The following is a 12,358-nucleotide window of genomic DNA, read 5'->3' as shown; positions in this document are numbered from 1 at the left end:
GTTCAGCAAAGATAACGCCAGAGCAAAACTCAAACGACACTACAATATGATTAAAAATTAATGTTACTGAGCACTAGAACTGATTTAACCTCTTCTGGTATGAGCCGGATAGTAGCAATAGCCCGCCTCGTTTCCTCTGGACTATTATCATATTTATCCCACACACATTTCTGATCATAATACGCGATTTCATTTTTTGTAATAGCAGCCATGAATTTTCTCCCGGTTCAACTGCTTTTAATCTCTCATCTTCAGATCGATATAAAGTATACGCTCTTATGTGTTTGGCAACTGCCGAGCAGACCCGGAATCAGTAGCGAAAGATCTTTCTAGCAGCTCGATCGGTAAGGTGGTTGTAAAGCTGCGCGGAGGATGTATTAAGATGATCCGTGGTCCACAGGGTGTGCAGGCTTTGGGCTTTCATCAGCTCACAACTGTGAGGAGCGCGCGGTGGATGCACGCCGCCTCTGCCATCATCCGCCGCGATGGCTCTCTCCCGCACGGCTCACCCGCGCGCACGGGGGTGCGCATGCGCCTCCAGGGGCTCGCGTTCCAGGCGATCGAGCATGCGCGCGGCGGGGGCGAGGAGGTCGTGATGGTCGCGGGGAGGAGAGGGTGATGGCAGGAGAGGAGTGGCCGAAGGTGGCGAGAATTCAGTTACACTTACCCAGCAAAAAATGCATCTTTCTCTCACCAGGTTATCTTTTATTCTTCCTCATGTTGTTTGTGCCAACAACCTATAAATTATTAAAATTGATATTATTATTAATAATATTTTTATCAATTATTATTATCACATTACATCGTGGCAGGCTTCCTCTTCATTATAACGTGTTAATATGGACGCTATTTGTAGTCTCTATAGGTCTTATATTTATAATTTTAGGATTATTTAATGGGGCCCCAGGAGCATTGCGTGTTGCGACAGTATATGTTTTTTGGCCGATGCTGTTTACTCTGCTTGCATCATATGCTTCTAATAATAGGGTAATCCGAGATCTGATCAGGATACTGATCATTGCCGTATTTGCTATCAGCCTCTACAATTTAAGCTACATCCTTTTTGCGGCAGGTTGGCTACCAGAGGCCTTTTACATTTCAATTGACCAAGGTCAAGCGATCGGTTTTTATGAGGGATATATAGAGTATAATCTATATAATATATCTTCCCTGGTGTTCCTTATTCCGTTCCTAATTGCAGCACTATTAATTTGGCCGAAGGATGCGACGCCGATCCCTCGACCTTGGATCTTTGCCGCATTGATTGTTGGGTTGGTCGTTTCATTCCTTAGTGCACGTAGAGCGCTAATTCTTATAATTTTCATGTCTCCAATCATTTCACTATTGTTCTGTTCCTTTTTGCCGCAGAGCATAAGGCGAACTACTCGGACACAGATAATGCGCGCTTTTATTATTGTGGTGATTTTATTAGTGGTTTTCATTGCATGGCTTCAGTACATCCACAATATCTCATTGATGCTAATAATAGAGTCGATTTTTAGCACAGAAGATATAAGCAACTCCATACGGAAAGAGCAATTCTTCGCCCTGCTAGATGCCTGGGCAAGGTCTCCCCTATTAGGCGCTGGTCTGGGGGCATCGGTGCCGGGTTGCATACGAAGCGAAGAAATGCCCTGGGCTTATGAATTATCGTATATGGCACTGCTGTTTCAAACCGGTCTGTTGGGATTCTTCGCATATGCCATGGCCGTTGCTTGGATCTTTTATATGGGATTAGCGATTATACGTTCAGGTGACACGATCGGACTGTGGATGTTGCCTACGCTAGTGGGAATGAGCTGTTTCTTGATTGCCAATGCAACGAATCCGTATCTCGCAAAATTCGACTATATGTGGGTGATCTTCCTCCCGATCGCTTTTATAAACTTTTGGCTGCTGAATCGCAACGAGTGGCATAAAGGCCAGCTCTCCAAAAGGAGGCGTGAAGCCCAATGATACCATCGCTCGATATAATAATCGTCAATTGGAACTCGGGAAAACAGCTGCATCAATGCATTGAGAGCATCATGGGTGCATCCAAAGATGGCTTTAGGCTCTCCAACGTCTGCATCGTCGATAATGGATCCCATGATGGCTCCATGAATGGTATAGGCAATTTCGATTTACCGATCCGGATTATTCGTAACGAAGATAACAAAGGTTTTGCTACTGCCTGCAACCAGGGTGCCAGATCCAGTCAAAGCGATTATCTACTCTTCTTGAACCCCGACGTAAAACTTCTTGAGGGTTCTCTGATAAAACCTCTTGACTTCATGGAGCGACTAGATAGCCAAATGGTCGGCATCGTTGGCATCCAGCTCTTGAATGAATCTGGAGATGTCGCACGGACATGCGCTCGGTTTCCTACGCCCGCCAGTTTCTGTTTTCTTTCTCTTGGGCTGAGCAAGCTGTTCCCAAAGATGTTCCCAGACCATTTCATGAAAGAATGGGATCACAAAGAAAGCCGGGAGGTAGATCAGGTCATGGGTGCCTTCTTATTGATACGTAGATCATTATTTCAACGCTTAGGCGGATTTGACGAGCGCTTCTTCGTCTACTATGAGGATCTAGACCTCTCCTACCGCGCCTGGAAGTCTGGATGGAAAAGCTTATACCTTGCAGATGCTCAGGCATACCATAAAGGTGGTGGAACGAGCAGGCAGGTAAAGGACCGGAGACTATTCTACAGTCTAAGAAGCAGGATTCTCTACAGCTATAAACACTTTGGGTGGGGATCAGCTACAGTGGTGACACTCATGACGCTGCTTGTCGAGCCATTTACGCGTTTGGTCTGGGCAGTTGCCAGACTATCGGTTACAGAAATGGCGAATACTCTTAAAGGATATATCCTGCTATGGAGAGAAGCTCCAAAGATTTTTAAATATGTATGGGGGCTGGGCAAGTATGAAGGTGCTCCTGCTGAGTCGCTATAGCTACCTAGGCGCCAGCAGTCGTGTTCGATGCTACCAATACATTCCGTATCTCAGGAATCAGGGTTTTGATGTCACAGTCGCTCCGCTACTTGATGATAATTACATCAAAGACCTTTATGCTGGCAAAAGAAAGCGCATCAGCTTGGTTATATCTTCATACATTCAGCGGATTCGTTCTCTTCTCGATGCTCGAAGCTATGACCTGCTATGGATCGAAAAGGAGCTATTTCCCTGGCTGCCAGCCTGGGCAGAAGGCATGCTCACTCGACTGAAAATTCCCTATATAGTTGAATATGATGATGCAGTCTTTCACAGATATGATCTTAACTCAAATCGAGCAGTTCGCCACCTGCTTGGTCATAAAATAGATGCGGTTATGCGACAAGCCGCCGTGGTAATAGCTGGTAATGAGTACATCGCAAAGCGAGCAAGAATTTCTGGAGCAAGGAGGGTAGAGATCCTACCAACTGTGATCGATTTAGAGCAATATTCTCCAGGGCCCATTAACAGGAACAAGATTTTTACGATCGGATGGATCGGCACCCCTGTGACTGCTAGATATCTTCATGTTGCTGGTTCTGCACTTACTGATGTGTGTCAGAATAACCTAGCGCGTGTGCTTTTGGTGGGATCTGGTCATATCGCTCTTGATGGTGTGCCTGTAGAGGTCCGTCCATGGTCGAAAGAAACTGAGGTTGAGGCTATTCACAGCTTTGACGTAGGGATCATGCCTCTGCTGGATTCCCCATGGGAGCGTGGCAAGTGTGGATACAAGCTGATTCAGTACATGGCATGCGGCAGGCCTGTGGTAGCATCTCCTGTTGGTGTAAATAATCAAATTGTCGAAGATGGAGTTAATGGTTTCCTTGCATCTACCAAAGAGGAGTGGGTGCGTGCATTGAACGCCCTGATAGATGATCACGACTTAAGAGTGCGCATGGGTATCGCCGGTCGCAAAAAAGTTGAGACACATTACTGTTTACAGGTTACGGCTCCCCGCCTGGCTGAGATACTACACTCTGTCTGCGAGTAGCACCATCTAAATGTATGAATGTGGAAACGAAATGCACCTACAGGTCATGAAAAAGATAACCATAAAGGTAGTGTTGGAGGGCATGTTTGTACTGTTGTATGGCCAGCCAATCGTCGCCATCGACGTCGGCGGCAACCGCGAGGTCGTCCGTGATGGCGAGACAGGTTTCCTGGTGCCCCCCAAGGCGCCAGTGGCTCTGGCAGACGCGATGCTGCGCTTGATGTCACTTCCCGAGGAGGAGCGCAGGCGCATGGGCGAGGCAGGTCGCAGGTACATCGAGGCAAACTACTCGCTGGACCGGGTGGTGGAGATGTGGGAGGAGCTCTACAGGGAGCTTCTGAGCAGGAAAGGGATCTGAGAGCATGCCCAAAAAGCTTCGCATCTGCCTCATCGGCAACCAGGCCTTCTCGCTCGTGAACTTCCGCGGCCCGCTGATCGCTGATATGGTGGCAGCAGGCCACAGGGTCATGGCCCTGGCGCCAGACTATGATGAAAGCACGCGATCAGCCGTCAGAGCACTGGGCGCAGAGCCGGTGAGCTTCTCGCTATCGAGAACGGGCATGAACCCGCTGAGTGATCTACTCGACATGCTGCGCCTGGCATTCCTTCTTCGCAGGTTGAAGCCTGATCTGACGCTGGGCTATGCCATAAAGCCCGTGATCTACGGGACGATTGCTGCATGGCTTGCAGGGGTGCCGCGGAGGTTTGCGATGATCGAGGGCCTCGGCTACGTCTTCACCCCACCGGAGGGCAGAGAGCCGCTGAAGCGCAGGGTGCTAAGACACGTAGTCGAGCAGCTCTACAGAGCAGCGCTGAGCCGTGCTGCCAGGGTGATCTTCCTGAATAGAGATGACGTTCAGGAGTTCCTCAGCCGCGGGCTGGTCTCCTCTGATAAGGCGTTCCTCCTCGGCGGCATCGGTGTCGATCTTGATGAATGGAAACCAGCACCTCCTGTAAAGCATCCCGTTACATTCCTCCTCGCAGCCCGCCTCCTTCGGGAGAAGGGCATCGTCGAGTACGCGGAGGCCGCAAGGCTTGTCAGGTCCAGGTACCCTGATACGCGTTTCATCTTGCTCGGCGGCCTCGACACAAACCCGGGCGGCCTCAGGAGGGACGAGATCGAGGCCTGGGTCTCAGAGGGCATCCTGGAGTGGCCCGGCCACGTCCCCGATGTGCGTCCATGGCTCGCACAGGCGAGCGTCTTCGTTCTGCCATCCTACTACAGAGAGGGCGTGCCCCGCAGCACCCAGGAGGCGATGGCGATGGCCCGGCCTGTGATCACGACGGACGCTCCTGGCTGCCGCGAGACCGTGTTCGAGGGCAAAAACGGATTCCTGGTGCCTCCCCGCGACGTCGGAGCGCTCGCTGAGGCGATGGAGCGTTTCGTTCTTGAGCCTGAGCTGATCGGGCGGATGGGAGAGGCGAGCCGTCGAATCGCTGAGGAGCGTTTCGATGTGCGGATCATAAACAAAAGAATGATGGAGGCGATGGGTCTCGGATGAACGAATCAGCAGCGATCCATGAAGTTCCTCAGATACCACTCGTTCGCCCTCATCAGATCTTTTGGAGTTCCGACATCGATGTGGATCCCATCGATCTTTCTGTATAAGATACTTCTCCCACGATCGATCATGACCTTCACGGCGTCCGTGAGCTGGATCTCACCCCTGTACCCCGGCTCCGTCTCCCGTATCGCATCGAAGATATCGGGGGAGAATACGTACATCCCGATGGCTCCGAGATTGCTGAACGCCCTCTCGGGCGATGGCTTCTCCACGATGTCGACGATACTGTCGCCCTCAGGCTTGATGATGCCGTGTCTCGTGACGTCCTCGACCTCCGCGACGCCCAGGGTTGCATCCGCCCTTCTCTCAAGATGATATGAGATCAGCTCGCTCAGAAACGATTTCGGGTGGAAGAAGTTGTCGCCGAGCACGACCGCGAAGCTCTCGTCGATGACGTGCTCAGCAGCGAGAACCGCGTCCCCTAACCCCCTCCGCTCGTCCTGCATGACGTAGACGAGATTCACGCCGAACCGCCTGCCTGATCCCAGGTAATCGCAGAGCCCATGCTTGTGCGGGCTGCATACTATCGCTATATCCTCTATTCCAGAAAGCCTCATCGCTTCAACGACATGCTCTATGACAGCCTTTTCTCCCACCGGCAGAAGCTCCTTCGCTATCGCATTCGTGAACGGCCCGAGGCGCGTGCCGGAGCCTGCCGCAGGTATGACTCCAAGTTTCACCATCCTCCTCTCTCCATCCGCAGGATCAGCTGACGCCGAGCTCCCTCAGCGCCCTCTTGATCTCAGCGATCTCCTCCTCGATCCTGGCGAACCTCTGCTCCATGTGCTCCTTGAGATCAGATCTCACACCGCGGAGCTCCTCGATCGTCTCCTCCTGCCTCTCAAGCATCATGTCCTGTTTTTCGATCATCACGTCCTGTTTTTGCAGCATCTGATCCTGCTTCTTCAGCATCTCCCTTCCGATTGCGACGCTCTTCTCACCCAGCTCCACACTTCTGTAAAGCAGCGCTACTGCTGTATCGATCCTCTCGAGGAGCTCCTCGGTCCACTTCCCGTATATGATCCTGAAGTACTCGAACTCCCCTGTCGCATCCTCCCATCTCACAGAGAGCGATCTCACATTGATTGGGTACCTCTGAATCCGGATGGCCTCGATGAACCTCTTCAGATCCCCCTCTTCGCCCTCGGCCACTATCTCCACATCATACGGCTTGATGTTCTTAACATAGCCTGAGATGCCAAGATCTCGGGCTGCCCTGAGGACAGCATCCCGGTAGCCGACACGCTGCACATCACCCGAGGCAATCACAACAGCTCTGCGCATACAAAACGAGGATCTCCTTCAATCTATAAATAAGTTCGAGTTCTCTTGGCTCCTGGTTCGGCAGCTGCAGCATGATTCGAGATGCTCCCTTCTAACATCTCTCACCCGCGTGACTGAGAGGCGCTCGCAGATGCTGTGTAGAATTTCGCTCTTGAGCCTGAGCTGATCGAGGATGGGGGAAGCAAAGCCGCAGAAATGCTGAGGAACGGTTCGATGTGCGGATCATAAAAAATATGATGGGGCTTCCTGGCTTCGACCGTCGGGGCCATCCGACGAAGTCGAAGGTTTAATGGATCTTGTTATGCATCTGCTGGCCCACAGAGACTCTTTTATAGGTTGAGTTCGCTAAGAATTTGAATGCGGAATTATAGAGTATGAAGAAACGGAGGTTGAGGCGATGGAGACTACGATGCGTGTGCGAGAGATCATGAGCCGCCCGGTGCTGACAGTCGACGCAGATATGGACGTGCTGGATGCTGCAGGCAGGATGATCTCTGCCAATGTTGGCAGCCTGATAGTGGTTCGGGAGGGAAAACCCATTGGAATCATAACCGAGCGAGATCTCGTGAAGAAAGTAGTCGCCAGAGCTGAGGATCCCAGAAAGGTGCGGGTGGGGGATGTCATGAACTCCCCGCTGATAAAGATCCACCCGGATGCAAGCCTCCGTGATGCTGCCGAGCTCATGCTTAAATCCGGCGTGAAGCGGCTTCCGGTCATCTCCGACGATGGCAGACTGGTGGGGATAATCACCGACACAGATCTCGTCTCCGGTGCATCTCTCGGGCTGAACGACATTCTGGCGGATCTCATAGAGATGCACAGGGAGAGCGTGCACTTCCAGGAGCCAAGCGAGATGGTCAGAGGGATATGCGAGCGCTGCGGTCAGCTTTCAGACTCTCTGGTCTCTGTTGATGGGGAGATGCTCTGTTGGAGCTGTCGGGATATCAGCAGATGATATTCTCTGCTTCGGATTATTGTCAGGCATTCTGGATGGGGAGCAACAATGAAAGTAGCTGATATTATGTCCAGGGATCCACTTTATGTGGAGAAGACAGATTTTGCGACCAGGGCGCGCCAGCTCATAAGGGATAACCATGTGCGCGGACTTCCCGTCATAGACCCAGAGGGTCGCGTCATCGGCATCGTGACAAACCAGGATATGCTCAGGATAACCTCCACAAGGTCGAACGTCACTGTGGCGGGATTCACTGTCAGCGTGCCTCTCATCACCGAGGAGATGGATATGATGGACGCGGCCAGGCTGATGTTCCAGGAGAAGGTGACGCTTCTCCCGGTCGTGGACTCGCCTTCCAGCAGGATGCTCAGGGGTGTTGTGAGCCTTCTGGACATATTCAAACACCTCGACCTCAGCAGGATTCCGGATAAGCCGGTCGATGCCATCATGTCCAGAGATGTGATCACCGCCAGGCCCGACGACCCGATATCGAAGGTATGGGACAGGATGCTTGAAGAGGACATTACGGGTCTCCCGGTGGTGAATGAGTCCGGGAGGCCCATCGGGATCATCACCAGGTTTGATATACTGAAAAGGGGGTGGGCCAGGCTGGGCAAGGAGGACATGTACAGGTCTAAGGACACCGCCAAGATCAGGGTGGAGAAGCTGATGAGCACTCCTCTGTACAGCATCAAGAGAGACGCCCCGCTCAGGCAGGCGGTGGAGGTGATGCTGAAGCACGACATCGGACGCATCTCTGTGGTGGAGAATGATGTGCTGGTAGGTATAGTCGATAGGTATGATCTTATTAAAGCGGTCCTTGGTGATGTTTGAATGAAGAGAGTTGATCACAGGATTGGGGATCAGAGGGTCGAGGGGATACCAGTCCCTCCGGGCAGCATGGACAGAGGACCGGTTGAGTTCGATTCGAGGGTGGCGAGACGCCAGGGGGATATTCTGAGCATAGCGAGCACAGAGGTTGTCACTGCCCCACCCACGACAACGATAATCGGCGCGATCAAGATAATGAACAGCTACGGCTTCAGGAGGCTGCCGATAGCGGACGCAGGCACGAACCGGCTTCTAGGATTCGTGACGTGCGTGGATATCGTGGACTTTCTTGGAGGGGGCATAAGGCACAACCTGGTGAGAAAGAAGTACGAGGGCAACATTCTGGCGGCCATCAATGCTGAGATACGGGAGATCATGAGCACGAAGTTGATCTCGGCTCCGGATACCGCTTCGGTGGATGAGGCGCTGAGGATCATGTACGAGCGCAACGTGGGCGGTCTTCCGATCGTGGATGAGAGGTCGAGGATAAAGGCGATCGTAACAGAGGAGGACTTCGTGGAGGTTGTGAGAGGCCTTGACATGGACAGGACCGTCAGGGAGTACATGAGCCCGAATGTGGTTACAGCCCCCGCCAGCATGTCCATAGAGAAGACGTCCAGGATGATAGTGCAGAAGGGGTTCAGGCGCCTTCCGGTAATTCAGGATGGCGTTCTGACAGGGATAATAACAGCCTCAGACATCATGAAGTACATGGCCTCAGGGGAGGCGTTCAGCAAGATAATCACAGGCGATATAAAGGATGTGATGGATCAGCCGATAAAGGGCCTCATAAAGAGATCTCTCATCATGACAGACCCGAGGACCAGGCTGAAGGACGCTGCAAACCTGATGGTGGAGAAGGATGTGGGATCCCTGCCTGTCATGGAGGGCGGCTCCATGGTGGGGATCATAACTGAGAGGGATTTCCTGAGGGCTTTGGCGGAGCATAGGGGAGTTGCGAGATGAGAGTTAAGGATTACATGGCAACACCTGTCTGGGTGGTGGAGAGGAACGAGCCCATCCAGAGGGCCAGGAACCTGATGTTCAAGCATGACATAAGCAGGCTTCCCGTGATGGACAAGGGGAAGCTTGTGGGAATAGTCACAAAGTACGACATATCAAACAGGCTCGCTCAGGCGGCGCCTGAATGGAGAAGAAGGCCGATCGACAGGATCCCCGTGCAGCTTGTGATGACTGAGAACCCGATCACGATATATCCGGACGCAACGCTCACCCAGGCTGCAGAGCTCATGATGGAGAACGAGATCGATGGACTTCCTGTGGAGAAGGATGGGGAGCTCGTGGGCATAATAACCTCCAGGGATCTGCTCAGGTATTTCGCAGAGCAGAACCTCGATTCGAAGGTCGGGGATCTCATGGCTGAGGGCATGGTCAGCGTTCACAGGCATCACACAATAGCGCATGTCGTGGAGCAGATGAACCTTCACGGGGTGAGCAGGGTGCTGGTCTACGAGGACAACATGCGGCCTGTGGGAGTCATAACAAGATCGAACCTGACATTTGCGGGCATATTCGATTCGTTCGATCAGCCGAGGATGAAGAGCATAAAGATGACCAGAAAGGAGAGCACAGCCGGGCGGAAGCAGTACAGGTACATAAAGCAGGTGCCGCTCGTTGCGGAGGACATCATGTCGTCGCCGATCATAGCAGCGCGTGTCGACGATAGAGCTGTCGACGATGCAAAGGTTCTCGTGGAGAAGAGTATATGCGGCATGCCTGTCATCGAGAACGACAGCATGGTCGGGTTCTTCTCCACCAGAGAGGTCGTCGCAGAGATAGGGAGATGGTGATGCATGCAGGTTAAGGATATAATGACCCCGCCGATAACGATAGACAAATCTGAGCGTCTCGGGCACGCGCTTGATCTTATGGAGAAGCACGGCACCCGGAGGCTGCTTGTGACAAACAACGGCAAGCTCGGCGGCATAATAACGATGCGACAGATCGCCAGGGTCCTCGGCACGAGGAGACGGCTTGGGATGCCCGCCTCCTCACTCCACGTGGCAGCTGCGACGCTTGATGCTGTGATACCGGTGCACCCCGAGATGGGTGTCGATGAGGCGATACTGCTTCTCCAGAAGACGTCTGTTCTGGTCGTTACTCAGAACGACGAGATCCTGGGATGGGTGAGGCCGAGGGAGATCCTTGCCAGCGTCAAGCTCACAGGCGTCTCGAAGGATGCCATGCGCTCAGCCCTGACAGTATCTCCGAGGGACAGGCTCATACATGCCAGAAGAATGATGATGGACAGGGATATCGGAAGGCTTCCGGTTCTCGATGGCGGAAAGCTCGTGGGTATCCTCACAGAGAGGGACATAGCAAGGGCCCTGAGGGCGTTTCGAGATCTTGTTTCGTGGAGACAGCAGGAGACCAGGATAAAGAACCTTCTGGTATCTGATGTCATGACGCATGATGTGAAGTACGTCTATGTGGACACGCCGCTTGAGGAGGTCCGCAAGATAATCCTGGAGGAGAACCGCGGAGGTCTTCCGGTGCTCAACAGGGACGGATCACTTGCGGGCATGATCACCAGAAGGTGCCTCATAGACTACCTGGTCAGGACCAGGGCCCTGGCCGCCTGATCCTCTTTTTCAGGGGCTCTCGATCATGAACCTGAGCAGGGCAGCGAGGAGCCTGGGTGTGCCTGTCGAGAGGCTTGAGTCTCTGATGGAAGGCATCCTGAAACTCTCCAGCTGGCCTGAGCCCCGTCTCCTCCGATTCGAGAAGGGCATATCCGGGGTTGAGCCCGGGACTGTGATATTCGAGAACGGTGATGTGGTACACGGGTATCCGAAGATAAGGAGGGCCATGATGCTGGCCCCCGCCATCAGGAGGAACTTTCTCGACAGGGTGGCGGTCGAGGAGAAGATGAACGGCTACAACATAAGAGCCGTCTCCGTGGACGGTGATGTGTATGCTCTGACCAGGGGAGGATACATATGCCCCTTCTCGACAGAGATCGTTCGGGAGAGGGTGGATCCGGATCTCTTCGAGGATAATCCGGACATTGTCCTGTGCGGGGAGATGGTCGGTCCTGAGAATCCATATGTGCCTAAGGACGTCTATCCGGTCGAGAGCATCGACTTCTACCTCTTCGACATCTCGAAGAAGAACTGCCGGTCGATTATGGGCGTTCATGCCACGCATGCGCTTGCAGAGGAGTACGGCGTTAAGGTCGTCCCGTTCTTCGGCGAGTTCCCGGTTGAGAGGGCTGCAGATGAGATATTTCGCATAATAAAGAGGCTCGGGAGGGCCGGGCGGGAGGGGGTGGTCATAAAGGATCCTGAGAATCGGGCGAGCCCTTTGAAGTACACCGCCTCGGAGAGCAACTGCAGCGACCTGGAGTTCGCCTTCAGGTACTACAACGATTACGCGCAGGACTTCTTCTTCTCAAGGGTCGTTCGTGAGGGGTTCCAGTCGGTCGAGTGGAATGAGGATGAAGCGGCACTGAGAGAAAGAGCTTTAAGGCTTGGGGAGAGCATACTGGTGCCGCTCACCGATACGATCCGCAGAAGAATGCAGGGCGAGCAGATCGTGCAGCAGGTGCAGATAAGGGTGAGATCGATACAGACCGCGCGTGACTTCGAGCAGCACCTCAGACGGATGGGGACGAAGGCCATCTTCGATATACCGGAGCAGGACGGAGACAGGTATGTGGTCAGGATCCTGAAGCAGGTGATGTCCACCAACGACAAGACCCTCGCGGTCATCGAGGGCCAGCCCTGGTGAGCGGAGT

At 53.1% G+C, this 12,358-nt stretch carries 14 protein-coding genes; 12 read left to right on the top strand and 2 right to left on the bottom strand.

Annotated elements, in window-relative coordinates; translation table 11 throughout:
* Window positions 1-349: 349 nt before the first annotated feature.
* The 6 genes from QHG98_07790 (at window position 350) to QHG98_07765 (ending at window position 5,468) form a co-directional block, all read left to right on the top strand.
* Window positions 350-619, top strand: a complete 270-nt coding sequence (locus tag QHG98_07790; GenBank protein MDH7597618.1) for a hypothetical protein — start codon at window positions 350-352, stop codon at window positions 617-619.
* Window positions 619-1,956, top strand: a complete 1,338-nt coding sequence (locus QHG98_07785) for a hypothetical protein (GenBank protein MDH7597617.1) — start codon at window positions 619-621, stop codon at window positions 1,954-1,956. The genes QHG98_07790 and QHG98_07785 overlap by 1 nt, the downstream gene beginning before the upstream one ends.
* Window positions 1,953-2,933, top strand: coding sequence for a glycosyltransferase family 2 protein (locus QHG98_07780; protein ID MDH7597616.1), 981 nt, complete (start codon window positions 1,953-1,955; stop codon window positions 2,931-2,933). Before QHG98_07785 ends, QHG98_07780 begins: the two co-directional genes overlap by 4 nt.
* Entirely contained in the window at window positions 2,905-3,966 is a 1,062-nt protein-coding gene (locus tag QHG98_07775; GenBank protein MDH7597615.1) for a glycosyltransferase family 4 protein, read from the top strand. The genes QHG98_07780 and QHG98_07775 overlap by 29 nt, the downstream gene beginning before the upstream one ends.
* An 82-nt stretch (window positions 3,967-4,048) precedes the next feature.
* Complete coding sequence (locus QHG98_07770; GenBank protein MDH7597614.1) at window positions 4,049-4,324, top strand: glycosyltransferase; 276 nt, start codon at window positions 4,049-4,051, stop codon at window positions 4,322-4,324.
* Window positions 4,325-4,328: 4 nt separating this feature from the next.
* Window positions 4,329-5,468 (top strand): glycosyltransferase family 4 protein, encoded by a 1,140-nt coding sequence (locus QHG98_07765; protein ID MDH7597613.1) that lies wholly within the window; start codon window positions 4,329-4,331, stop codon window positions 5,466-5,468.
* Window positions 5,469-5,473: 5 nt separating this feature from the next.
* Here the strand turns inward: QHG98_07765 and QHG98_07760 are convergent, their stop codons facing one another.
* Together QHG98_07760 and QHG98_07755 are read right to left on the bottom strand one after the other, a co-directional pair.
* Window positions 5,474-6,214, bottom strand: coding sequence for a sugar phosphate nucleotidyltransferase (locus QHG98_07760; GenBank protein MDH7597612.1), 741 nt, complete (start codon window positions 6,212-6,214; stop codon window positions 5,474-5,476).
* Between the two features lie 22 nt (window positions 6,215-6,236).
* The gene (locus tag QHG98_07755) at window positions 6,237-6,815 is read right to left on the bottom strand and encodes an acylphosphatase (protein ID MDH7597611.1); all 579 of its coding nucleotides are present in this window, start codon (window positions 6,813-6,815) and stop codon (window positions 6,237-6,239) included.
* Between the two features lie 397 nt (window positions 6,816-7,212).
* Here QHG98_07755 and QHG98_07750 point away from each other — a divergent pair, with 397 nt between their 5' ends.
* From QHG98_07750 to QHG98_07725, 6 genes are all read left to right on the top strand, one after another.
* Window positions 7,213-7,770, top strand: a complete 558-nt coding sequence (locus QHG98_07750; protein ID MDH7597610.1) for a CBS domain-containing protein — start codon at window positions 7,213-7,215, stop codon at window positions 7,768-7,770.
* A 66-nt stretch (window positions 7,771-7,836) separates the two neighbouring features.
* Window positions 7,837-8,604 carry a CBS domain-containing protein gene (locus tag QHG98_07745; protein MDH7597609.1) on the top strand — a complete coding sequence of 256 codons (768 nt, stop codon included), beginning with the start codon at window positions 7,837-7,839 and terminating at the stop codon, window positions 8,602-8,604.
* A complete protein-coding gene (locus tag QHG98_07740) occupies window positions 8,605-9,567 on the top strand; it encodes a CBS domain-containing protein (protein ID MDH7597608.1) in 963 nt (320 codons plus the stop codon).
* On the top strand, window positions 9,564-10,412 hold the full coding sequence (locus tag QHG98_07735; protein MDH7597607.1) for a CBS domain-containing protein: 849 nt from the start codon (window positions 9,564-9,566) through the stop codon (window positions 10,410-10,412). Before QHG98_07740 ends, QHG98_07735 begins: the two co-directional genes overlap by 4 nt.
* Window positions 10,413-10,415: 3 nt before the next feature.
* Window positions 10,416-11,204 carry a CBS domain-containing protein gene (locus QHG98_07730; GenBank protein MDH7597606.1) on the top strand — a complete coding sequence of 263 codons (789 nt, stop codon included), beginning with the start codon at window positions 10,416-10,418 and terminating at the stop codon, window positions 11,202-11,204.
* 25 nt (window positions 11,205-11,229) lie between these two features.
* On the top strand, window positions 11,230-12,351 hold the full coding sequence (locus QHG98_07725) for an RNA ligase (protein MDH7597605.1): 1,122 nt from the start codon (window positions 11,230-11,232) through the stop codon (window positions 12,349-12,351).
* The last annotated feature ends 7 nt before the right edge of the window (window positions 12,352-12,358 follow it).

The sequence above is a fragment of the Methanothrix sp. genome, from assembly GCA_029907715.1.
Classification (GTDB): domain Archaea; phylum Halobacteriota; class Methanosarcinia; order Methanotrichales; family Methanotrichaceae; genus Methanothrix_B.
This window is presented reverse-complemented; position numbering and strand designations above follow the sequence as displayed.